General features: G+C 37.8%; 21 protein-coding genes. 12 read left to right on the top strand and 9 right to left on the bottom strand.

The features are described from left to right. Nucleotides 1–146: 146 nt before the first annotated feature. Nucleotides 147–869 carry a 30S ribosomal protein S2 gene (gene rpsB / locus KP710_RS05040; RefSeq protein ID WP_111407634.1) on the top strand — a complete coding sequence of 241 codons (723 nt, stop codon included), beginning with the start codon at nt 147–149 and terminating at the stop codon, nt 867–869. Nucleotides 870–1,001: 132 nt separating this feature from the next. Beyond that, the gene (tsf, locus tag KP710_RS05035; protein ID WP_005645732.1) at nt 1,002–1,853 is read left to right on the top strand and encodes a translation elongation factor Ts; all 852 of its coding nucleotides are present in this window, start codon (nt 1,002–1,004) and stop codon (nt 1,851–1,853) included. A 227-nt stretch (nt 1,854–2,080) separates the two neighbouring features. Here the strand turns inward: tsf and KP710_RS05030 are convergent, their stop codons facing one another. Beyond that, nucleotides 2,081–3,649, bottom strand: coding sequence for a phosphoethanolamine transferase (locus tag KP710_RS05030; protein ID WP_111407633.1), 1,569 nt, complete (start codon nt 3,647–3,649; stop codon nt 2,081–2,083). A gap of 215 nt (nt 3,650–3,864) precedes the next feature. Between KP710_RS05030 and pyrH the strand changes: the two genes are divergently transcribed. The 5 genes from pyrH (at nt 3,865) to KP710_RS05005 (ending at nt 8,671) form a co-directional block, all read left to right on the top strand. Then, nucleotides 3,865–4,578, top strand: coding sequence for a UMP kinase (pyrH, locus tag KP710_RS05025; protein ID WP_111407632.1), 714 nt, complete (start codon nt 3,865–3,867; stop codon nt 4,576–4,578). 211 nt (nt 4,579–4,789) lie between these two features. Then, nucleotides 4,790–5,737 carry an acetyl-CoA carboxylase carboxyl transferase subunit alpha gene (gene accA, locus KP710_RS05020; protein ID WP_005639260.1) on the top strand — a complete coding sequence of 316 codons (948 nt, stop codon included), beginning with the start codon at nt 4,790–4,792 and terminating at the stop codon, nt 5,735–5,737. A 72-nt stretch (nt 5,738–5,809) separates the two neighbouring features. Continuing rightward, nucleotides 5,810–6,676: a pyridoxal kinase gene (gene pdxY / locus KP710_RS05015; protein ID WP_111407631.1), complete on the top strand. Its 867-nt coding sequence runs from the start codon at nt 5,810–5,812 to the stop codon at nt 6,674–6,676. Next, nucleotides 6,676–7,974 (top strand): tRNA lysidine(34) synthetase TilS, encoded by a 1,299-nt coding sequence (gene tilS / locus KP710_RS05010; RefSeq protein ID WP_111407630.1) that lies wholly within the window; start codon nt 6,676–6,678, stop codon nt 7,972–7,974. Before pdxY ends, tilS begins: the two co-directional genes overlap by 1 nt. 79 nt (nt 7,975–8,053) lie before the next feature. After that, a complete protein-coding gene (locus tag KP710_RS05005; RefSeq protein WP_065265355.1) occupies nt 8,054–8,671 on the top strand; it encodes a MarC family protein in 618 nt (205 codons plus the stop codon). Nucleotides 8,672–8,737: 66 nt separating this feature from the next. On the opposite strand, the gene znuB is transcribed toward KP710_RS05005, so the two are convergent. Both znuB and znuC read right to left on the bottom strand, forming a co-directional pair. Continuing rightward, nucleotides 8,738–9,523, bottom strand: coding sequence for a zinc ABC transporter permease subunit ZnuB (gene znuB / locus KP710_RS05000; protein ID WP_065265354.1), 786 nt, complete (start codon nt 9,521–9,523; stop codon nt 8,738–8,740). Further along, complete coding sequence (znuC, locus tag KP710_RS04995; RefSeq protein ID WP_065265353.1) at nt 9,523–10,329, bottom strand: zinc ABC transporter ATP-binding protein ZnuC; 807 nt, start codon at nt 10,327–10,329, stop codon at nt 9,523–9,525. The genes znuB and znuC overlap by 1 nt, the downstream gene beginning before the upstream one ends. A 177-nt stretch (nt 10,330–10,506) precedes the next feature. Between znuC and mepM the strand changes: the two genes are divergently transcribed. Both mepM and KP710_RS04985 read left to right on the top strand, forming a co-directional pair. Beyond that, nucleotides 10,507–11,949, top strand: a complete 1,443-nt coding sequence (mepM, locus tag KP710_RS04990; protein ID WP_065265352.1) for a murein DD-endopeptidase MepM — start codon at nt 10,507–10,509, stop codon at nt 11,947–11,949. Between the two features lie 122 nt (nt 11,950–12,071). Beyond that, nucleotides 12,072–13,028 (top strand): sigma 54-interacting transcriptional regulator, encoded by a 957-nt coding sequence (locus KP710_RS04985; RefSeq protein ID WP_065265351.1) that lies wholly within the window; start codon nt 12,072–12,074, stop codon nt 13,026–13,028. 11 nt (nt 13,029–13,039) lie between these two features. Here the strand turns inward: KP710_RS04985 and hflX are convergent, their stop codons facing one another. The 5 genes from hflX to gloA all read right to left on the bottom strand — a co-directional run bounded on the left by hflX (nt 13,040) and on the right by gloA (nt 16,950). Next, entirely contained in the window at nt 13,040–14,401 is a 1,362-nt protein-coding gene (gene hflX, locus KP710_RS04980; RefSeq protein WP_215770973.1) for a ribosome rescue GTPase HflX, read from the bottom strand. A gap of 14 nt (nt 14,402–14,415) precedes the next feature. Beyond that, nucleotides 14,416–14,691 (bottom strand): RNA chaperone Hfq, encoded by a 276-nt coding sequence (hfq, locus tag KP710_RS04975; RefSeq protein ID WP_005641641.1) that lies wholly within the window; start codon nt 14,689–14,691, stop codon nt 14,416–14,418. A 91-nt stretch (nt 14,692–14,782) separates the two neighbouring features. Continuing rightward, nucleotides 14,783–15,751 (bottom strand): 23S rRNA pseudouridine(955/2504/2580) synthase RluC, encoded by a 969-nt coding sequence (rluC, locus tag KP710_RS04970; protein ID WP_140578398.1) that lies wholly within the window; start codon nt 15,749–15,751, stop codon nt 14,783–14,785. A 49-nt stretch (nt 15,752–15,800) separates the two neighbouring features. After that, nucleotides 15,801–16,469 carry a ribonuclease T gene (rnt, locus tag KP710_RS04965; RefSeq protein ID WP_140578399.1) on the bottom strand — a complete coding sequence of 223 codons (669 nt, stop codon included), beginning with the start codon at nt 16,467–16,469 and terminating at the stop codon, nt 15,801–15,803. A 73-nt stretch (nt 16,470–16,542) separates the two neighbouring features. Then, nucleotides 16,543–16,950 (bottom strand): lactoylglutathione lyase, encoded by a 408-nt coding sequence (gene gloA / locus KP710_RS04960; protein ID WP_005634145.1) that lies wholly within the window; start codon nt 16,948–16,950, stop codon nt 16,543–16,545. A 232-nt stretch (nt 16,951–17,182) separates the two neighbouring features. On the opposite strand from gloA, the gene pgtP reads away from it, so the two are divergent. Then, entirely contained in the window at nt 17,183–18,511 is a 1,329-nt protein-coding gene (gene pgtP / locus KP710_RS04955; protein WP_005634143.1) for a phosphoglycerate transporter protein PgtP, read from the top strand. A 68-nt stretch (nt 18,512–18,579) separates the two neighbouring features. On the opposite strand, the gene cmoA is transcribed toward pgtP, so the two are convergent. Then, nucleotides 18,580–19,305 (bottom strand): carboxy-S-adenosyl-L-methionine synthase CmoA, encoded by a 726-nt coding sequence (cmoA, locus tag KP710_RS04950; protein ID WP_049381649.1) that lies wholly within the window; start codon nt 19,303–19,305, stop codon nt 18,580–18,582. 184 nt (nt 19,306–19,489) lie between these two features. On the opposite strand from cmoA, the gene aspS reads away from it, so the two are divergent. Beyond that, nucleotides 19,490–21,256 (top strand): aspartate--tRNA ligase, encoded by a 1,767-nt coding sequence (aspS, locus tag KP710_RS04945; protein WP_215770972.1) that lies wholly within the window; start codon nt 19,490–19,492, stop codon nt 21,254–21,256. A gap of 63 nt (nt 21,257–21,319) precedes the next feature. Next, nucleotides 21,320–21,715, top strand: a complete 396-nt coding sequence (locus tag KP710_RS04940; protein WP_215770971.1) for a hypothetical protein — start codon at nt 21,320–21,322, stop codon at nt 21,713–21,715. Nucleotides 21,716–21,895 lie beyond the last annotated feature (180 nt).

Raw genomic sequence — 21,895 nt, 5'->3', positions numbered from 1 at the left:
TGATATAAATCGCACCGCTGTTTTTGCCTTTCAAAAGCAGCTTTTTAATTACTAACAACACACACATATCAACAAGGCTTAATCGGGGTGCCAAACGGTCGATTAGCTGATATGTGGAGGCTCAACCCCAACAAAAGGAAAATATTATGGCACAAGTTTCAATGCGCGACATGATCAACGCGGGCGTACACTTCGGACACCAAACTCGTTACTGGAACCCACAAATGAAACCTTTCATTTTTGGTGCTCGTAACGGTGTTCACATCATCAATCTTGAAAAAACTTTACCTTTATTCAACGAAGCTTTAGCGGAATTAACTCGCATTGCTAGCAACAACGGTAAAGTATTATTTGTTGGTACAAAACGTGCAGCGTCTGAAGCAGTTCAAGCAGCAGCATTAGATTGTCAGCAATATTACGTAAACCACCGTTGGTTAGGTGGTATGTTGACTAACTGGAAAACCGTTCGTCAATCAATTAAACGTTTAAAAGATTTAGAAACTCAATCTCAAGACGGTACTTTTGACAAATTAACCAAAAAAGAAGCGTTAATGCGTACCCGTGAGATGGAAAAACTTGAATTAAGCCTTGGCGGTATCAAAGATATGGGTGGCTTACCTGATGCGTTATTCGTTATCGGTGCTGATCACGAACATATCGCAGTTAAAGAAGCAAACAACCTAGGTATTCCTGTATTTGCTATCGTTGATACTAACTCAACTCCAGCTGGCGTAGATTTCGTTATCCCAGGTAACGATGATGCGACTCGTGCTATCCTACTTTACGTTTCTGCAGCTGCAGCAGCGGTTAAAGAAGGTCGTGGTAACGAAGCTCAAGTTGCTGAAGAATTAGCAGCTGACGCAGAATAATTTAAGTTTTGCAATAAGGCGAAGCCCTTAATAATCAAACGATTAATTGGCATAGGGGCTAAATTTAGCCCCTATATTTTTATCTAAAAGTGCGGTCAAAATAAATCGTACTTTCGACAGAGGATTTTAAAAATGGCTGAAATCACAGCATCATTAGTAAAAGAACTTCGTGAACGTACCGGTGCAGGTATGATGGAATGTAAAAAAGCATTAGTTGAAGCAAACGGTGATATCGAGTTAGCAATCGACAATATGCGTAAATCTGGTCAAGCTAAAGCAGCTAAAAAAGCAGGCCGTGTTGCAGCTGAAGGTGTTATCCTTGCTCGTGTAGAAAATGGTTTCGGTGTATTAGTTGAAATGAACTGTGAAACTGACTTCGTAGCAAAAGATGCTGGTTTCTTAGGTTTAGCAAACGAAGTAGCTGATTTCGCAGCAGCAAACAAAGGTACCACTATCGAAGCATTACAAGCACAATTCGAAGAAAAACGTGCTGCATTAGTCGCTAAAATCGGTGAAAACATGAATATTCGTCGTGTTGCTTACTTAGATGGTCAAGTTATTGCTCAATACTTACACGGTGCAAAAATCGGTGTATTAGTTGCGGGTGAAGGTTCAGCTGACGAACTTAAAAAAGTAGCAATGCACGTAGCAGCATCTAAACCAGAATTCGTAAATCCAGAAGATGTATCAGCAGAAGTAGTTGAACACGAACGCCAAATCCAAATCGACATCGCAATTAACTCTGGCAAACCAAAAGAAATCGCAGAGAAAATGGTTGAAGGTCGTATGAAGAAATTCACTGGTGAAGTTTCATTAACAGGTCAAGCATTTGTAATGGATCCTTCTGTATCTGTAGGCGACTTCTTAAAATCAGTAAATACTTCTGTTTCTAACTTCATCCGTTTAGAAGTTGGTGAAGGTATCGAGAAAAAAGAAGAAGACTTTGCTGCTGAAGTAGCGAAAATCACTGGCGGTAACGCATAATTTATTTTCATATTTCATGTTGAAAAAGCGGACATTATGTCCGCTTTTTTTATATAGAGAAAAAGGTTATAAAAGTTATTCTTATTTGTTCTCACAAGCGAGTTTTGTATTTTTAGTAAAGAAAAATCCTCTTGAGAGGAAAGTTTTTATGTCTATCCAGTCAAAAGGATTTAAGTATATAGATATTTTATGTATAAATATCATCGAAATTATGTATGGTATTGATATTACTGAGCGTTAATGTTTGGGCGAATATCTATTGCTGGGTCATCATCTTTCCGATATTTCTCGTTAATTCGTTTTTGTAAACCAAAATCATCCTTATCGCTTTCATTAGAAAATAAGTCTTCCTCATGATTCAATTTTGGATTTTTAATTCCTACCCAATGTGCAATGCCTTCGAGGAAATTTAGTCCAGATTTAAAAACCTTGTATTCTTTACGTTCAGTATCGTCAGAAGATACTTTAAACAATGGAATATTGTGATGTTCACGGCTGAAACAATTTTGGTTAAACAACAAAATATTTTGTTTTTCATCTTGTTGGTGGCATAAACCATGATCAGAGAAATAAATCATAGAGAAGCTGCGGTGATTTTTTAGATTGTTTTCTTTCAGTTGCTCATATACGCGTTTTAAAAATTCATCAGTTTTTTTAATTGAGGAGATATAACAATTTAAGTAGCCATATTTAGGCGCAATCTTATTATCATCAAAGATTTTTGGGTAATCCTCTACACGATCGCATGCTAATGGGTGTGACCCATAGATATGGAGTACGATAAAACGTTTTCCCTGAATAGGGTTTTCTAACACTTTGGCAAATTTTGGTAATAAATCAAAATCGCTGAAGTTGGTTGAATTAAAGCTTCCTCCTTTTTTTAAAAATATCGTTTCATCTGCTTTTGAGGCCAGTGATGAAACGGGGGTATCGAATTCTCCTAACATACCTTGATTTGAAAGCCAGTATGTTTTAATTCCTGCTGATTTTACTAAATCAATAAGACTTAAATTATAATTTGGTTCCCATTTTTCTTTGTTTGGTAAGGTTAGCATGAGACGAAGTGATGATACGGTATTGGTTCCGGCAGAACGAAAACCATCAATTAATATCCCTTTTGAATTTGACATAAAAGGGGTATTTTCAATTGGATACCCATAAGCATGATGATAATCTTTACGGGCACTTTCACCCAATACAATGACGTAATCATCATAAGGAGAATTTTCCAAAGTAGATTTTCCCCAATCATCTGATTGAGACATTTTTTTGAGTTTTTGCACCTCATCGAGAATTTTGACAGTGGAATCAACGGTTGCTTTTAATGGGGCTGAAATAGGTAAATGATAAGCAAAGAGTAAGGTAGTAAAAACAATAAAGGTTTTATTTTGATAAAATTTTATGTCAAATTTGACCGCACTTTTATATTGCACAAAGATAAGAATAGGAATAGAAAAAGCAATTAAATAGCTACTTATAGGAATCTGTAAGAGAAATTCTTTAGTTTCTAACATATCTGTGGCAAAAAGAGAGGCGATATATTGATAACTTGGTGCACCAAAATTTAACCCCGTAGGCGTGTAAATTGCATGAAGTAATGAAAGAGGAAGTAAAATAAAATAGAATGTTTTTTTACTGCTACTAAGTAAAATAATGACCGCTGCCGTTAGTAAAATGAGCGTCAAATTTGGTTGGTTAAACATGCCAGAACCAATCAAAATAAAATAGCCCGCAAGTAATGCACAAATGAGTATAAAAAGTGCGGGAAAAACTAGCCATGTTTTTTTAGTGTTCATAATTACCTTCTGTTAAAAGAAAAGTGTAGGGTTTGTTGGTATATCAAAACTATTTGTATTGGTTGCTTGAAATAGCCCTATCGTAAATATTTTAGATTAGACTTATGCGCTCAATATTATCCACCTTTTACACATAAATTCCATCTTAAACTTCTTCACTCTTGCTAGGTTATTTTATAAAATAAGCCGATTTTTAAAGCCAAAAGGAAAAAATAATGAGCCAACCAATTTACAAACGTATTTTATTAAAATTAAGTGGTGAAGCATTACAAGGGGAAGAAGGTTTTGGCATTGATCCATCAATTCTTGATCGTATGGCATTAGAGATTAAAGAGCTTGTAGAAATGGGGGTTGAAGTCGGTGTTGTCCTTGGTGGCGGAAATTTATTCCGTGGCGCGAAATTAGCAAAAGCCGGAATGAATCGCGTTGTAGGCGATCATATGGGAATGCTTGCTACCGTAATGAATGGTTTAGCAATGCGTGATTCGTTATTTCGTGCGGATGTAAATGCGAAATTAATGTCTGCATTTCAGTTAAATGGAATTTGCGACACTTACAATTGGTCTGAGGCGATCAAAATGTTACGTGAGAAACGAGTTGTGATTTTCTCAGCGGGGACTGGAAGCCCATTCTTTACAACCGATTCTGCAGCTTGTTTACGTGGTATTGAAATTGAAGCAGACGTGGTATTAAAAGCGACAAAAGTCGATGGGGTTTATGATTGTGATCCAGCAAAAAATGCTGATGCAAAACTTTATAAGCAACTAAGTTATGCAGAGGTTATTGATAAAGAATTACAAGTGATGGATTTAGCCGCATTTACACTTGCACGAGATCATCATATGCCGATTCGAGTGTTCAATATGGGAAAACCTGGTGCATTACGCCGTGTTGTAATGGGAACAGAGGAAGGAACAAACATTTCTTAATCATTTAAAAAGATAGAATATAGCTTCATATAAAAATGGTATATGCGTATAAGCAATACCATTTTTGCTTTTTAATGTGTGGTTATAGATCTGTTTTTTTCCTATTATTTTCTCCGCTACTTATCTCCCCCAACCAGTGAAAACCATTTGCGCCACAGTTTAATTCTTGATAAAGTGCGGTCGATTTTTACGGTCTTTTTAGGATAAGAAAATGAGCCAAGAATATTTAGATTTTGAATTGCCGATTGCAGAATTAGAAGCAAAAATTGAAGCATTACGAGCAGCATCGGATGATAAAGTTGATTTAACTGATGAAATCAAACGCTTACAAAAGAAAAGTAACGAACTCACTAAAAAAACCTTTGCTAACCTCGATGCTTGGCAGGTTTCACGTATGGCGCGTCATCCAAACCGCCCTTATACATTAGATTATATCGAACATATTTTTACTGAATTTGAAGAACTTGCAGGCGATCGCGCATTTGCTAATGATAAAGCGATTGTTGGTGGCTTGGCTCGTTTAGATGGTCGCCCAGTGATGGTGATTGGTCATCAAAAAGGTCGTTCCGTAAAAGAAAAAGTACAACGAAATTTTGGTATGCCAGCACCTGAAGGTTATCGTAAAGCGTTACGTTTAATGGAAATGGCCGAACGCTTCAAATTACCGATTATCACATTTATTGACACACCGGGAGCTTATCCGGGTATCGGCGCAGAAGAACGTGGTCAAGCGGAAGCTATCGCCCGTAACTTACGCGAAATGGCACAGCTTACCGTTCCTGTTATTTGTACCGTTATCGGTGAAGGCGGTTCTGGCGGCGCACTAGCTATTGGCGTGGGCGATAAAGTGAATATGTTACAGTATTCGACCTATTCTGTTATTTCTCCAGAAGGCTGTGCTTCTATTCTTTGGAAAAGTGCAGAAAAAGCATCAACCGCAGCTGAAGTAATGGGATTAACCGCAAGTCGCTTGAAAGAATTAAATCTCATCGATAGTATTGTGCAAGAACCTTTGGGTGGTGCACATCGCAATTATGCGAAAATGGCTGAAAACTTAAAACTTCGTTTAAAAGAAGATTTAGCAGAACTCGATGGGCTAAGCAAAGAAGAATTATTAAATCGACGCTATGAACGTTTAATGTCTTACGGTTATTGCTAATTAACATTCTAAAAGAGCGGTGATTTTTGCCGCTCTTTTTTGATCTAAATATACAACAAAGGAGCAAACATAATGAAAAACGTACTTTCGATCCAATCCCACGTGGTCTATGGTTTTGCAGGTAACAAATCCGCGACTTTTCCAATGCAGTTGTTAGGTGTAGATGTGTGGGCATTAAATACTGTTCAATTTTCCAATCACACGCAATACGGAAAATGGACAGGCATGGTTATTCCGCAAGAACAAATCCGAGAAATTGTGACCGGACTCGATAACATTGAAAAACTACAAGAATGTGATGCCTTGTTATCGGGTTATTTAGGATCTGCGGAACAAGTTGATCAAATTCTTTTTGCATTAGAACAAATCAAACTTCGTAATCCCAATGTACTTTATTTATGCGACCCCGTAATGCCACATCCGAAAAAAATCTGCGTTGTTGCCAATGGTGTTCGCGAAGCACTCATTGAAAAAGCGATTCCAGTGGCAGATATTATGACGCCAAACTTACATGAATTGCGTCAGCTCACTGAATTTCCAATTAATACCTTTGACGATGTATTAAAAGCAGTGAATGCGTTGATTGCAAAAGGCGTGAAGAAAGTTCTCGTTAAACATTTAGGTAGTGCGGGTAAAATCAACGATCCTGATACATTTGAAATTATTATGGCAACCACTGAGGGTGTTTGGCATTTAAGCCGTCCGCTTTATCAATTCAACTTTGAACCAGTGGGCGTGGGCGATTTAATTGCGGGTACATTCTTAGCAAATTTACTCAATGGAAAATCTGATGTAGAAGCCTTTGAAGCGATGAATAACGAAGTAGCAGGCGTAATGAAAACTACCTTTGAACTAGGTTCTTACGAATTACAAACCATTGCTGCGCGTTTTGAAATTCTCAATCCAAGCAGCAATTATAAAGCTGAAAAAGTTGCCTAATGGACTTACTTTCAGACATTGAAAACCAACTCAAACAAACCTCTGCTCAAGGATTTCTTATCGCCTTGAGCGGTGGTTTGGATTCCACTGTACTTCTTTCTTTATTTGCAAAACTTCGTCAAAAACGACCGCACTTACAACCTTTATCTATACGAGTAATCCACATTCATCACGGATTAAGCCCAAACGCCGATAATTGGGCTAAGCACTGCCAAAACTTATGCGATCAATTTCAAATTCCGTTGATTGTCGAGCGAGTACAAGTAGATAAAAACAATGGTATTGAGGCTGGGGCGCGTGAAGCACGCTATCAATCCATAAAAAAACATCTTCAAACGCAAGAAATGCTGGTTACTGCGCATCATCTAAACGATCAAACAGAAACGTTTTTCTTAGCGCTAAAACGTGGCAGTGGGCTACAAGGCTTAGGCGCCATGCAACAACAAAGTGTATTATTCGGCATGCCAATTTTACGCCCTTTGTTAGGCTTTACTCGCCCACAGTTAGAAGATTATGCGAAAAAAGAAAAACTCAACTGGATTACAGATGAAAGTAATGAGGATAATCGATACGATCGTAATTTCTTGCGCAATGAAATTTTGCCAGAATTACGTGAGCGCTGGGCTCATTTTGATTTAGCCGTACAACGTTCTGCTCAACATTGTTTTGAACAACAACAGCTAATTAATGATTTATTGAGAGAAGTTTTTGCAGAACATTGTCAAATTAAAAACCAATTTAAACTGCTCCAATTTCGCCAATATTCACCAGCAAAACAGACCGCACTTTTGCGTATGTGGCTTGCAGGAAACCAACTTGAAATGCCAAGTAAACGCCAGCTTACACAACTTATTAATGATGTTATTTTAGCAAGGGAAGATGCGAATCCTCAGTTTCAGCTTGTAAATAAAGTCATTCGACATTATAAGGACAGTTTATATTTAACTAAGCCGTTTTCTGATCTAACCAAATGCATCCTAAAATTAGAACAAAACACGCTAAGTTTACCCGATGATTTAGGCAATCTCACTGTTCAAGAAAATGAACGTAATCTGATTTTCTACTGGCAGAATTACTCTGTTATGCTAGACAAAACGGACTTACCTATTTCTATCCGCTTTGGCTATTCAGGTAAAGTTAAACATCATCCGAAACGCCCAAGAGAAGATATAAAAAAAATCTGGCAATCACTTGATATTCCCCCTTGGCAGAGAAATCGAATTCCACTTATTTTTTATGGTGATGAATTAAAAAGTGCGGTAGGTTTTTTCTGTGTTTTTAAATCAAATGAAAAATGATAGAAAACCAACCGCACTTCATGTCATTTCTTTGATAGAATCAGAAACTATGGTTTTTAGTGATAAATAAGGAACGTAAATGTTTGATTCTCTTGTTGTTCAGTTTGTCGTGTTATGGGCTGTGATTGATCCTATCGGTTCCATTCCTGTTTATCTTTCGAAAACGATTGGTTTTTCATTAGATGAACGTAGGAAAATTGCGCGTAATGCGGTGATTATTTCAGCCGGTATTTTGCTTTTCTTTTTGATTGGTGGGCAAATTCTTTTTGAAGCGATGAAGGTGCCTTTACCTGCATTCCAAATTGTGGGTGGTTTAGTGCTTTTTTTATTTGCTTTAAGTATGATTTTTGGTGAAAGTAAGCCAGAACAAGAAATAAAGATGAAGGTGAATATTACGGAAATTGCGGTTTATCCTCTTGCGGTTCCGTCTATTGCCTCGCCGGGTGCAATGATGGCAATCGTACTTTTAACTGATAATCATCGTTTTAATCTTACCGAACAATTTATTACGGCGGGAATTATGTTAGCAGTATTATTAATCACTTATTTATTATTACTTGGTGCAAATCGCATTCAACATTTTATTGGTAATGCCGGGGCTGCAATTATTAGTCGTGTGATGGGATTAATTTTAGCGACAGTTGCCGTGAATAATGTGTTAATTGGTTTAAAAGATTTTTTTGTACAAATAGCATAGTTAGCAATTTTCTTTCATAATTTTAGGACAGACACCGAATTTGGTGTCTGTCTTTTTTATTATGTTTTATAAGCGTTCTTTTTTAATCAAGGATAATACAAATAAAAATGCAGAGCATATTACAACAGAAGGACCTGCCGCAGTATCGTAAAATACTGAGAGTATTAAACCACCAATAATGGAAAGCATGCTGATTATGGTGGCATAACACACCATTGATTCAGGGGTTCGTGCAAAACGACGTGCAGTAGCGGCAGGGATGATCAAGAGTGATGTAATGATTAATGCGCCAACAAATTTCATACTAAGTGCGATTGTAAGAGCGGTTAAAATCATTAAAACAAAGCGCATTTTTTTTATATTGATACCTTCTACTTGGGCAAGTTCAGGCGATACGGTTGTAGAAAGTAAGTCATGCCAAAAATATACTAAGGCCACCAGTACAATGATAACACCTATACCAATATAAATAAGATCGGTATAGTTAATTGCTAGTAAATCACCAAATAAATAACTCATTAAATCAACACGAACATTTTTTAATAATCCTACCGTTACTACCCCAAGAGATAAACAGCTGTGAGCAATAATTCCAAGTAATGTATCAATAGAAAATTGTGTGTTGCTTTCTAACCATACCATTGCAATGGCGAGAATGAGGGTAAGTATAATGATTGCGATATAGGGATTTACTTGAAAGAAAATACCTAAGGCCACGCCAAATAATGCGGAGTGAGATAGCGTATCACCAAAGTAAGCCATTTTCCGCCATACCACGAAAACACCGAGTGGGGCAGTAATAAGTGAAAGTAAAATGCCTGTTAGAAAAGCGGGAAATAAAATTTCAAACATTATTTATCCTTATTTTGACAATGCACAGCTGATGAATTACAACCGCACACATCCCCGTGTAAGGTGTGGTGATGATTGTGATGATGGGTATAAAAGCCGACATTTTGTGTGAGCTGATTTCCCCATAAACGCATAAATGTTGGATCATTTGAGAGAACATCGGGTGTACCTGCACAGCAAATATGTTGGTTAATACACAATACTTCTTTACTATCCGCCATCACAATGTGTAAATCGTGTGATACCATCAATACGGCACAATTTAATTTTTGTTGGGTCTGATGAATGAGCTGATAAAGCTCTGCTTGACCCGTAATGTCTACACCTTGGGTGGGTTCGTCTAGTACAAGTAAATTCGGTTTATTTAAAATTGCACGTGCTAATAATACGCGTTGCATTTCACCGCCAGAAAGTTTTTGCATATTACTTTTGCGTAAATGTGAAATCGAAAGTTGCTCAAGTGCGGTAGATATTTCTTGTGTTTTGAGACCTTTTTTTAGTGAAAGAAATCGCTCAACCGTAATAGGCAAACTATGATCCAAATGGATTTTTTGTGGCACATAGCCAATGCAAACATTTTTACTATAAATCACTTCACCGGAAGTGGGTGTTTGTAGTTTTAACAAAGTTTTTAATAACGTTGATTTACCACCACCATTTGGCCCAACAATAGTGATAATAGAATTTGGATAGATATTTAAATTGATATTTTGTAATGCTGTTTTTTGTGAAAAAACGACACTAATGTTTTTTAGCTGAATTAATGGGGGGAAATCAGGTTGACTGTGAATAGCTGTTATATTCATAAAATCGCCGTGCTTTTGAGATTAGCTAGTCAAAATAGCGCATTTTGATCGATTCCTCAAGAACTTATGCTTTATGATGAATATTTAGGCGTTTGATTGAGACTTTTTCAGGTAAAATGAATTTTCTTTTTAATTTGCAGTCTGAGTGCTGAAAACTTTTTAATTTTAGGAAATCCTGTGCAACACGTAAAATTAGCTCGAGATAGACGGAAAAAGCGTTCTCGCATTAAAGCGGGCGTTTTTTTTATTGCTATTTTGCTGATTTTTACTGGGATTTTACTTACGCTTAAAGATAATGTTGAAAACCATTCTGAATCCAGTCAAATGATGCCGACTGTTGTTGATGGTGTGGCATATCAATCTTTGAACTCATCACCTAAGGATGAGACGATTACAACGCATCCAGTTTCTCATGATGAAGCAACCTCTTATGATGATGAATTACAGGCTCATGATGATGAGGTTGAAGAAATAAAACCATTCTTAGATGATTTGGATGATCTTCCACAAAATGCCCAAGATGCACTAAGTGGTTTATTAGATGCAGCTGATCAGGCTATTCGAATTACCGATCAATTTAGCCATACCGTTACAAGTGGTGATACTTTAAAAGATGTACTTGAACTTTCTGGTTTGGAAGATGATACTGCAAAGCGTTTAATTGACACGGATTCTCAATTGTCCCATTTGAATGCAGGCCAACAAATTTATTGGATTTTAGATAAAAATGATAATTTAGAATACTTAAATTGGCTTGTTTCAGAAAAAGAAGAGCGAGTTTATGAGCGTTTAGAAAATGGAACGTTTAAACGTCAAGTTATTGAGAAGAAAAGTGTTTGGCGGAAAGAAGTATTAAAAGGTGAGATTAATGGTACTTTTTCCGCAAGTTTGAAAGCGCAAGGATTGGATAACCGTCAGATTAATCAACTAACAACTGCACTTCAATGGCAAGTGAGTATTCAGAAATTGAAAAAAGGAACTAAATTTGCAATTTTAGTTTCTCGTGAATATTTAGGTGATAAATTAACTGGACAAGGTAACGTTGAAGCGTTGCACCTTTCATTTGAAGGTAAGAGTTATTATGCTGTGCAAGCAACAAATGGCCGTTATTATAGCCAACAAGGGGAGACTCTAGGCAAAGGTTTTGCTCGTTATCCATTGCAACGCCAAGCGCGGGTTTCTTCACCATTTAATCCGAATCGTCGTCATCCGGTAACTGGACGTATACGACCACATAAAGGTGTGGATTTCTCTGTTCCACAAGGCACACCGATTATCGCCCCTGCAGATGGCGTAGTTGAAAAAGTAGCTTATCAAGCTGGTGGTGCAGGTCGTTATATTGTTGTTCGACATGGTCGAGAATATCAAACGGTTTACATGCATTTAAGTAAGCCACTTGTGCGTGCAGGACAAGAAATCAAAAAAGGGGAAAGAATAGCACTTTCAGGTAACACTGGCATTTCAACAGGCCCACATTTGCATTATGAATTTCATATTAATGGGCGAGCAGTTAATCCGTTGACGATTAAATTGCCAGGCACAAGTAGTGGAATGGGCACTGCTGAACGGAAACAATTCCTTGTTCGCGCACGTGAAGCAGAGCGAATGTTAAAATTATAGTCATATAAAGTGCGGTCAAAATAGACCGCATTTTTATTTTTTTTGATGTGTAAAATAATATTTACACTTTGCTGTAAACAAACTATCATAACCACATATTATTTCTCTCATATTTCCGATATATGACAACCTTCAAATTTGATCCTCAAAAACCTTTCGATTGTTTTATTGTGCAAAGTGAATCCATGAGAAGTGCGGTTGAAAACGCAAAACGTTTTGCTATGTTTGATGCGCCTTTGTTAATTCAAGGTGAAACTGGGACTGGAAAAGATTTGTTGGCTAAAGCCTGCCATTATCAGAGTTTACGTCGTGATAAAAAATTTATTGCAGTAAACTGTGCGGGTTTGCCTGATGAAGATGCCGAAAGTGAAATGTTTGGTCGAAAAGTCGGAGACAGTGAAACCATCGGTTTTTTTGAATATGCGAATGAGGGAACTGTATTACTAGATGGCATTGCTGAACTTTCATTGGGTTTGCAGGCTAAATTATTGCGTTTTTTAACGGATGGATCTTTCCGGCGAGTGGGTGAGGAGAAGGAACATCATGCAAACGTACGAGTGATTTGCACATCACAGGTTCCACTTCATTTGCTTGTTGAGCAAGGTAAAGTTCGTGCTGATTTGTTTCATCGCTTAAATGTTCTCACTATTAATGTGCCACCATTACGTGATCGAATTGCGGATATTGAGCTACTGGCACAAGGTTTTTTACAGGAAATCAGTGAAGAATTAAAAATTGCAAAACCAACTTTCGATAAAGATTTTCTTCTTTATTTGCAGAAATATGATTGGAAAGGGAATGTTCGTGAGCTTTATAACACTCTTTATCGCGCTTGTTCGTTGATAAAAGATAATCACTTAACTACGGAAAGTTTAGATCTTGCTCCTCCACAAAGTGCGGTGATTTCTTTGGATAAATTTGAGAATAAAACCTTAGATGAAATCATTGGTTCTTATGAGGCACAAGTCCTAAAATTATTTTATGCAGAATATCCAAGCACGAGAAAATTAGCTCAACGTTTAGGTGTTTCGCATACTGCGATTGCGAATAAATTGAAACAATATGGAATTGGAAAATAATTTTCTATAAATTAGCCATTGTCTGATTGTATTTTAACATCTGCTAACTTAGAAAATTGCTTACATAACTTTAACCACATAATTTTATCAATCTGTATATCTAACAAGAATTCTCCTTGTTCAGAAATTTGTTCATGGCGTACACAATCAAGTTGATAAAAAGCATGGCGAAGTTTGCCTTCATGTGGTTGTAAAGTTAAAGAAAGAGAAAGTATCTCGTTTTTTAACCGCACTTTAATGGCTTCAAACAATAAATGAATACCCAGCTCATCTTGCGCGGAGAGATAGACTGCAACGGGCTGATTTTCATCATTGTATTCGATATGCGGTACAACATTTTCCAACAAATCAATTTTGTTATATACCAATAGAACAGGCACTTCTCCTGCACCAATTTCTTCTAGCACATCATTGACTGCATCGATATTTTCTTGTTTTCGCGAGTCAGCCGCGTCAATCACATGGAGTAATAAGCTGGCCTCTACCGTTTCTTGTAAAGTCGATTTAAAGGCTGAAACAAGATCATGAGGAAGCTGTCGAACAAATCCTACCGTATCCGCTAAAATTGCCGTGCCTACATCTTGAATCTGTAATTTTCGTAAAGTGGGATCTAATGTTGCAAACAGTTGATCAGCCGCATAAACCTCTGCATTGGTTAAACGATTAAATAAGGTTGATTTCCCTGCATTGGTATAGCCAACAAGTGAAATTGTCGGGATATCTGCTTTTTGGCGTGTTTGGCGATTTTGATTGCGCTGTTTCTCCACTTTTGCCAATCGATTTTGTAATTGAGAAATGCGCACTTTAATCAATCGACGATCGGTTTCTAATTGAGTTTCACCCGGTCCACGTAATCCTACTGCCCCTTTTTGTTGATCTAAGCCTGTTTTTCGACGAACTAATCGAGTAGATAAGTGTTTTAGTTGAGCAAGTTCAACCTGTAATTTTCCCTCATGAGAGCGTGCTCGTTGAGCAAAAATATCTAAAATGACGCCAGTGCGATCAACCACTCGGCAATGACATAAACTTTCTAAGTTACGTGTTTGTGCGGGCGTTAATTGATGGTTAAAAAGCACAACATCAGCATTATGTGCTTGCACCGCATCTGCAATTTCTTGAGCTTTTCCCTCACCTACAAAATATTTGGCTTGAGGAGTGGTGCGACTGGTCGTGATTGTATCCAATACATCTACATTGGCAGAATCAGCGAGCAGTAAGAACTCTTGTAGATCGTCAGTGTTTTTATCTTGTGCAAAGAAAACGTGAACCATGATGGCAGTGTCACGAGTATTTTCAGATTGTTGAGATGAAGAAAGTGCGGTTGAAATTTCCTGAGAATTTTCAACCGCACTGAATAAATATTGATTATCCATTGATGGAGCTGTGATTATTCTGCTTGAGTTTCCACACTTTCAACGGCTTCAGGTGTTGCTACATGATGGCTGCTATTGTGATGAGAAACAGAGCGAGCAGGCACAACGGTTGAAATTGCGTGTTTATATACCATTTGGTTCACAGTATTTTTTAATAAAATCACGAATTGATCGAATGATTCAATTTGACCTTGAAGTTTGATTCCGTTTACAAGGTAGATTGATACAGGAATGCGTTCGCGACGAAGCGCATTTAAATAAGGATCTTGTAAAGATTGTCCTTTTGCCATTTTGCTATCCTTTGTTGTCGTTATTATGAAATTTTGATGATAGAAACGAGTTGTCTCCGTGCGCAAGTGTAGCAATAAACACAAATATTGTCTATTTGCTTTCCCGTAACTTTTGCAAAATTGCTTTCATTTTATGATCCAGTGGTGCATTGAAGCGTAGTGTTTCGCCATTTTTAGGATGCTCAAACCGAATTGAAAAAGCATGTAAGAACAAACGGTTCAATCCCAATTCGCTCATTTGCTTATCAAAATCTTTATCACCGTATTTATCATCTAATGCAATGGGATGTCCGGCATATTGTGTATGTACGCGAATTTGATGTGTACGCCCGGTTACTGGTGAAGCCTTTATGAGCGTAGCATTTGTATAGCGTTCTTCAATGCTAAATCGGGTTTCAGATGGTTTGCCTTGCTCGCTGACACGCACAATGCGTTCTCCGCTGGATAATTCATTTTTCAAAAGCGGTGTTTGAACAATTTTCACATGGGATTGCCATTGCCCACGTACTAACGCTAAATAATCTTTTTGAACGGTTTTGACGCGAAGTTGTTCATGCAAATTACGTAATGCTGAACGTTTTTTAGCAATTAATAAAATGCCTGATGTATCGCGATCCAAACGATGAACTAGTTCTAAAAAACGCGCCTCTGGACGCAGTGCTCGTAAGGCTTCAATCACACCAAAATTTAAACCACTCCCGCCATGCACAGCGATTCCTGAAGGTTTATTTAAAACAATTAAACAATCATCTTCAAATAAAATTTGGTTTTCAAGTGCGGCGACTTTATTGAGATTTTTTGAAATTGATGCGTCGTTTTTTTCAGCCACACGCACTGGCGGAACGCGAACGATATCACCTGTTTGCAGTTTATACTCTGGCTTAATCCGGCCTTTATTTACCCGCACTTCACCTTTACGCACAATGCGATAAATTAGACTTTTTGGCACGCCTTTGAGTTTTGCTAATAAATAATTATCGATACGTTGGCCACTTTCATCTTCACTAATTGTCAGCATTTTTACTGATGAATTAATGATTTTTTCGTTTTGTTCAGTCATATTTTTCTCTTTTGGCAGACTAAGTGGAGTTTGTTCCTTGAATTTATTCTTATTTGTTATTTACTTCACTGTCTGGAATGATATGGGGATAACCACCCAAATCCTTTAAATGATTGACCATATAACAGAATAATTCTGCTGTACGTTCGGTGTCGTATAGCGCGGAGTGCGCTTGCTTTCCATCAAACGGAATTTTAGCGGCAAGACACGCCTTAACAAGAACAGTCTGACCAAACATTAAGCCTGCTAAACTTGCGGTGTCAAACATTCCAAAAGGATGGAAGGGATTTCGCTTTACGCCAGTACGTTCAGCGGCAGCCATCACAAAACTTTGGTCAAAAGCAGCATTGTGCGCCACAATGATAGAACGTTGGCAATCTGCATCTTTTTGTCCTCGACGTACCATTTGAAATAACCCCGTGATTGCATCGAGTTCAGACACTGCGCCACGTAGTGGATTGTGAATATCAATGCCATTAAATTTCAAGGATTCTAGATTAATATTTGCCCCTTCAAAAGGCTCAATATGAAAATGGCACTTCTGATCAGGATGCAAATAACCATGTTCATCCATTTTTAATGTGATTGCGGCTAGTTCGAGTAACGCATCTTTTTTTGCATCAAAACCTGCAGTTTCAACATCAATAATGACCGGGAAATAGCCACGAAAGCGATTTTTTAATTGGTTGTGATAAGGGATTTCTTGAGAATCGGACATAATCTATCTCTTAAAAATAAAATAACGTAGGAATCCCTACGTTATTAAAAATACAATAAAAATTGACCGCACTTTAGTTGCCTAAACCAGATTTAGTACTTTTGTTTTCGATAAATTCAATTTTATAACCATCTGGATCTTCAACAAAGGCAATGACGGTTGAGCCACCTTTAACTGGTCCAGCTTCGCGAGTAACGTTACCGCCGCTTGCGCGAACTGCTTCACAAGTCGCATAAATATCATCTACGCCGATAGCAATATGTCCATACGCAGTGCCCTGTTCATATTTATCTACGCCCCAGTTGTATGTTAATTCAATTTCTGCAGCGCTTTCGCCATCTTCGTAACCTAAAAATGCAAGCGTATATTTATATTCCGGGTTTTCACTCGTACGCAATAAACGCATACCTAAAACATCTTGATAAAATTTAATAGAGCGGTCTAAATCACCTACTCGAAGCATTGTGTGTAAAATTTGCATTTTGTTTTCCTTTTTTATTGGGTTGGTCGGTATTATAACATAGAAATTTTTAAATAGACTTAGGACGTAATTCATCCCAGAAATTAGAGTCGTTTAAATAACGAAAATGAACTAATCATTTGAAGTGGTCGGAGCTCTGTTCCATATTCGGCTTTGGTAATCTGTTTCTCGTTGTAGTGGCCTAGCTATTACAAGGATACGACAAGTTGTAAATTATTATAGGAGAACAAAGATGTTTTCATTCTTAAAAGCATCTCCTCCAGCACCAAGAATTGAAAGTTCTAGAACAGATGCCGAGTATAAAAAATTACGTTGGCAGGTATTTGCTGGAGTATTTATCGGGTATGCGGCTTATTATCTTATCCGCAAAAACTTTTCTTTAGCCATTCCTTATCTTATTGATGAATATGGCTTTACTAAAGCTGATTTAGGTACAGTTGGGGTAGCGTTATCACTGGCTTACGGTTTTAGTAAGTTCATTATGGGGAATATTTCTGACCGAAGTAATCCTAAATATTTTATTACCATTGGTTTATTAGGTTCAGCATTAGTGAGCTTAATTTTCGGTTTAGTGCCAGGCGTACTATCCTCTATTCCATTGATGATTGTGTTAGCTGCATTAAATGGCTGGTTCCAAGGAATGGGATACCCGCCAGGTGCAAAAACAATGACCAACTGGTTCTCAGTTTCTGAACGTGGTGTGTGGTGGAGCTGGTGGAACGTATCACATAACTTAGGTGGTGGTTTAATCGGCCCATTAGCGCTCCTCGGTTTATCGATTTTCGGCGTATGGCAATCTTTATTCTATTTACCCGCCTTAATCGCCATTGTATTAGCATTCATTATGTTCTATTTAATGCGCGATACACCTGAGTCTCAAGGATTACCGCCGGTAGATGAATGGAAAGGTGAAAAAATCGTAGAGAAAGTTGAATCAGCTCACACGCTTTCTTCTAAAGATATTTTTATGAAATACATCATTAATAATAAGTTTTTATGGGCGATTGCACTTGCGAACGTATTTGTGTATTTCATTCGTTACGGCATTATTGACTGGGCACCAACGTATCTAAAAGAAGTGAAACATTTCTCTGTAGATAAACAAAGCTGGGCATATTTCCTTTACGAATACGCAGGTATCTTTGGTATGCTTGCTAGTGGTTATTTAAGCGATAAAGTCTTCAAAGGCCACCGTGCACCGCCGATGTTATTATTCCTAACCGGTGTATTAATCGCGATTATTGTTTATTGGAAAAATCCAGAAGGAAATCCACTCGTAGATAATATTTGTCTTGTTGCTATCGGTTTCTTAATTTATGGTCCAGTAATGATGATCGGGCTTCAAGCAGCAGACCTTGTGCCACGTGTTGCAACAGGTACAGCGACAGGTCTAACTGGGCTATTCGGTTACTTATTAGGTTCTGCAAGTGCAGGCTATGTAATGGGTAAATTGGTCGACTTATTTGGCTGGGATGGTGGTTTTTATGCCTTGATCGTTTCTTGCTTCTTAGGATTTGGCTTCATTGCTTTTACCTTACTCCATAAGCCGAATGCGGCATAATTAAGGTTAATTACATATAAAAAGTGCGGCCAAAAAACATGATGTTTTTGACCGCACTTTATTTTTGTTTATTTTACCGCAATCATTGAACCAAAATTAAAACATTGGAACCATAATTCGACGTGTGAAAATCCGATGTTTTTTAACCGCTCTTTGTGGATGTTAATCGAGTCAGTACGCATGACATTTTCAAGTGCGGTGCGTTTTTGGCTCACTTCAAGCTCACTGTAACCGTTAGCACGTTTGAATTGGTGGTGGAGGTCAATAAGCAACTCATTCACTTTTTCATCTTCAAAACGGAATTTTTCAGAGAGTACCAACACACCGTTTGGGTTTAAACCTTGGTAGATTTTGGTGAGCAAGGCTACACGATCTTCTGGTGGTAAAAATTGCAATGTGAAGTTGAGCACTACCATTGAGGCGTTCTTAATTTCTATTTGACGAATATCATCGCAAAGAATTTCTACGGGGACATCACTATGATAAGCCGCAACGTGCTGACGGCAGCGTTCCACCATTGGCAAAGAATTATCGACACCGATAATTTTCACATTCGGTTGTTTAATATTACGTCGCATAGAAAGAGCTGCCGCACCGCGTGAACAGCCTAAATCATAGACTTGGCTGTCAGCCGTCACAAAACGTTCAGCCAACATACCAATCGCCGTGATAATGTTGGAGTAGCCCGGAATCGAGCGTTGAATCATATCGGGGAAAACTTCCGCCACGCTTTCATCAAAAGTAAAATCGCCCAGTTTTTCGATCGGGGCGGCAAAAATTGTATCTTTCATCATGATTGAATTCTGTTGTTGTATTGAGAGGGCATTTATTTAGATAAAATGCAAAAAACTGCGGTCATTTTAGTGAAAGTTTTTAAAGGATCAAATAAATTTCGCTTTTCAATTTAAAAGGCATGTCTTTTTCCGTATAATCAACGCGTTAATTATCCATTTTTAGAAAAATGAAAGGAATATAGAAATGATGCGTACACATTATTGCGGTGCATTAAACCGCAACCATATTGGACAAGAAGTAACATTAAGCGGTTGGGTTCATCGTCGTCGCGATTTAGGTGGTTTAATTTTTATTGATATGCGTGATCGTGATGGTGTCGTACAAGTTTGTTTTGACCCGAAATATCAAGAAGCATTAACTGCAGCTTCAGGCTTACGTAATGAATTTTGTATTCAAATTAAAGGTGAAGTGATCGCGCGTCCTGATAATCAAGTTAATAAAAATATGGTGACAGGCGAAGTGGAAGTGTTAGCGAAAGAATTACACATCTACAATGCTTCTGACGTTTTACCATTAGACTTCAACCAAAACAACACCGAAGAACAACGTTTAAAATATCGCTATTTAGATTTACGTCGTCCAGAAATGGCACAACGTTTGAAAACCCGTGCAAAAATCACCAGCTTTGTGCGTCGTTTTATGGATGACAATGGGTTCCTTGATATTGAAACCCCAATGCTTACCAAAGCAACGCCAGAAGGTGCGCGTGACTATTTAGTGCCAAGCCGTGTGCATAAAGGCAAATTCTATGCGTTGCCGCAATCACCACAGCTTTTCAAACAGCTTCTAATGATGTCTGGTTTTGATCGTTATTATCAAATTGTGAAATGTTTCCGTGATGAAGACTTACGTGCAGATCGTCAACCGGAATTTACTCAAATCGATGTGGAAACTTCTTTCTTAACTGCGCCGGAAGTACGTGAGATCATGGAACGCATGGTACACGGTTTATGGCAAAACATCATTGGTGTGGATTTAGGCAAATTCCCACAAATGACCTGGCAAGAAGCGATGACGCGTTTTGGTTCAGATAAACCAGATTTGCGTAACCCGCTTGAATTAGTCGATGTAGCAGATATCGTTAAAGATGTTGAATTTAAAGTATTTAATGAGCCTGCAAACAATCCAAACGGCCGTGTGGCAGTCATTCGTGTACCAAATGGTACTGAAATCACTCGTAAACAAATTGATGAATATACACAATTTGTTGGTATTTACGGTGCAAAAGGTTTGGCTTGGGCGAAAGTAAATGACATTAATGCGGGCCTTGAAGGTGTACAAAGCCCGATTGCGAAATTCTTAAATGAAGATGTATGGAAAGCGTTATCTGAACGTGTGAAAGCTCAAACTGGCGATATCTTATTCTTCGGTGCAGACAAATGGCAAACCACCACTGATGCAATGGGTGCGTTACGTTTGAAATTAGGTCGTGATCTTGGCTTAACTCGTTTAGACGAATGGCAACCGCTTTGGGTGATTGATTTCCCAATGTTTGAACGTGATGAAGAGGGTAATCTTGCAGCAATGCACCACCCATTCACTTCACCAAAAGATTTTACACCAGAACAATTAGAAGCGAATCCAACCGATGCGGTAGCAAATGCTTACGATATGGTGATCAACGGCTATGAAGTGGGTGGTGGTTCTGTCCGTATTTTCGACCCCAAAATGCAACAAACCGTCTTCCGCATTCTTGGTATCAATGAACAAGAGCAACGCGAAAAATTCGGCTTCTTGTTAGATGCATTAAAATTCGGTACACCGCCACATGCAGGTTTAGCATTTGGTTTAGACCGTTTAACCATGCTTTTAACGGGCACTGAAAATATCCGTGATGTGATTGCATTCCCGAAAACAACAGCAGCAGCTTGTTTAATGACAGAAGCGCCAAGTTTCGCGAATCCGCAGGCGTTAGGTGAGTTGAGTATTGCAGTGACTAAGGCTGAGTAGTTTTTTCAATATTTAAAAATAAAGAAGTGCGGTCAATTTTGGCCGCATTTTTGTGGAGAGTAAATGAAGCAACCTACATCATTAAAAGTAATTGCAGGGATTAATATCCTTGCTTCAGTGATTGGATTTTGTTCAGTTTTCTATATTTTATGGGATGGGTGGCGAACTTTAGGATATGTAGTTTCTGAAGCTATCCCATATTTAATTTTTGCATTTGTAGTTTCTTCCCTTGTATTTTTATCTTCTATTGTAATGCTGGAAGGTAAATCATGGGGAAGAACACTTTATATAGTTATAGGATGTTTGTTTGTTGCCATTGGTTTTATCGATGGCGGATATGCAGATAAAGATGCGATTAGAAGTCTAATTAAATTATGTATTTTGGGATTTTTCCTATATCGTCCAATTATTAATGAATATTTCAAGTCTTCAAAAATAAAAAACGCTCAAAGTAATTAGTTTCATTATTCTATGGTGCGGTTAAAAATTCCACTGATTTTGAGCGCACTTTCTTTTTATTGAAAAAATTTTATTCACTTAAATACATCACTTTTTGGGTATGAATATGATGTGGTTTTATTTGTTTTGAAGTTATATCCTGAAATTATCAAAATAATTAGATTTTTACTCTTTTATTCT

Origin of the sequence: Haemophilus sp. SZY H35, assembly GCF_018829705.1 — a bacterium.
Classification (GTDB): Bacteria; Pseudomonadota; Gammaproteobacteria; order Enterobacterales; family Pasteurellaceae; genus Haemophilus; species Haemophilus haemolyticus_K.
This window is presented reverse-complemented; position numbering and strand designations above follow the sequence as displayed.

Excerpts from the sequence above, each read along its gene's own strand:
- rpsB (WP_111407634.1), top strand. The coding sequence starts at position 147 with ATGGCACAAGTTTCAATGCGCGACATGATCAACGCGGGCGTACACTTC.
- pyrH (WP_111407632.1), top strand. The coding sequence starts at position 3,865 with ATGAGCCAACCAATTTACAAACGTATTTTATTAAAATTAAGTGGTGAA.
- KP710_RS04940 (WP_215770971.1), top strand. The coding sequence starts at position 21,320 with ATGAAGCAACCTACATCATTAAAAGTAATTGCAGGGATTAATATCCTT.
- znuB (WP_065265354.1), bottom strand. The coding sequence starts at position 9,523 with ATGTTTGAAATTTTATTTCCCGCTTTTCTAACAGGCATTTTACTTTCA.
- accA (WP_005639260.1), top strand. The coding sequence starts at position 4,790 with ATGAGCCAAGAATATTTAGATTTTGAATTGCCGATTGCAGAATTAGAA.
- hfq (WP_005641641.1), bottom strand. The coding sequence starts at position 14,691 with ATGGCAAAAGGACAATCTTTACAAGATCCTTATTTAAATGCGCTTCGT.
- pdxY (WP_111407631.1), top strand. The coding sequence starts at position 5,810 with ATGAAAAACGTACTTTCGATCCAATCCCACGTGGTCTATGGTTTTGCA.
- KP710_RS04985 (WP_065265351.1), top strand. The coding sequence starts at position 12,072 with ATGACAACCTTCAAATTTGATCCTCAAAAACCTTTCGATTGTTTTATT.
- rnt (WP_140578399.1), bottom strand. The coding sequence starts at position 16,469 with ATGTCCGATTCTCAAGAAATCCCTTATCACAACCAATTAAAAAATCGC.
- aspS (WP_215770972.1), top strand. The coding sequence starts at position 19,490 with ATGATGCGTACACATTATTGCGGTGCATTAAACCGCAACCATATTGGA.
- KP710_RS05005 (WP_065265355.1), top strand. The coding sequence starts at position 8,054 with ATGTTTGATTCTCTTGTTGTTCAGTTTGTCGTGTTATGGGCTGTGATT.
- hflX (WP_215770973.1), bottom strand. The coding sequence starts at position 14,401 with ATGGATAATCAATATTTATTCAGTGCGGTTGAAAATTCTCAGGAAATT.
- KP710_RS05030 (WP_111407633.1), bottom strand. The coding sequence starts at position 3,649 with ATGAACACTAAAAAAACATGGCTAGTTTTTCCCGCACTTTTTATACTC.
- rluC (WP_140578398.1), bottom strand. The coding sequence starts at position 15,751 with ATGACTGAACAAAACGAAAAAATCATTAATTCATCAGTAAAAATGCTG.
- pgtP (WP_005634143.1), top strand. The coding sequence starts at position 17,183 with ATGTTTTCATTCTTAAAAGCATCTCCTCCAGCACCAAGAATTGAAAGT.
- cmoA (WP_049381649.1), bottom strand. The coding sequence starts at position 19,305 with ATGATGAAAGATACAATTTTTGCCGCCCCGATCGAAAAACTGGGCGAT.
- znuC (WP_065265353.1), bottom strand. The coding sequence starts at position 10,329 with ATGAATATAACAGCTATTCACAGTCAACCTGATTTCCCCCCATTAATT.
- tilS (WP_111407630.1), top strand. The coding sequence starts at position 6,676 with ATGGACTTACTTTCAGACATTGAAAACCAACTCAAACAAACCTCTGCT.
- tsf (WP_005645732.1), top strand. The coding sequence starts at position 1,002 with ATGGCTGAAATCACAGCATCATTAGTAAAAGAACTTCGTGAACGTACC.
- gloA (WP_005634145.1), bottom strand. The coding sequence starts at position 16,950 with ATGCAAATTTTACACACAATGCTTCGAGTAGGTGATTTAGACCGCTCT.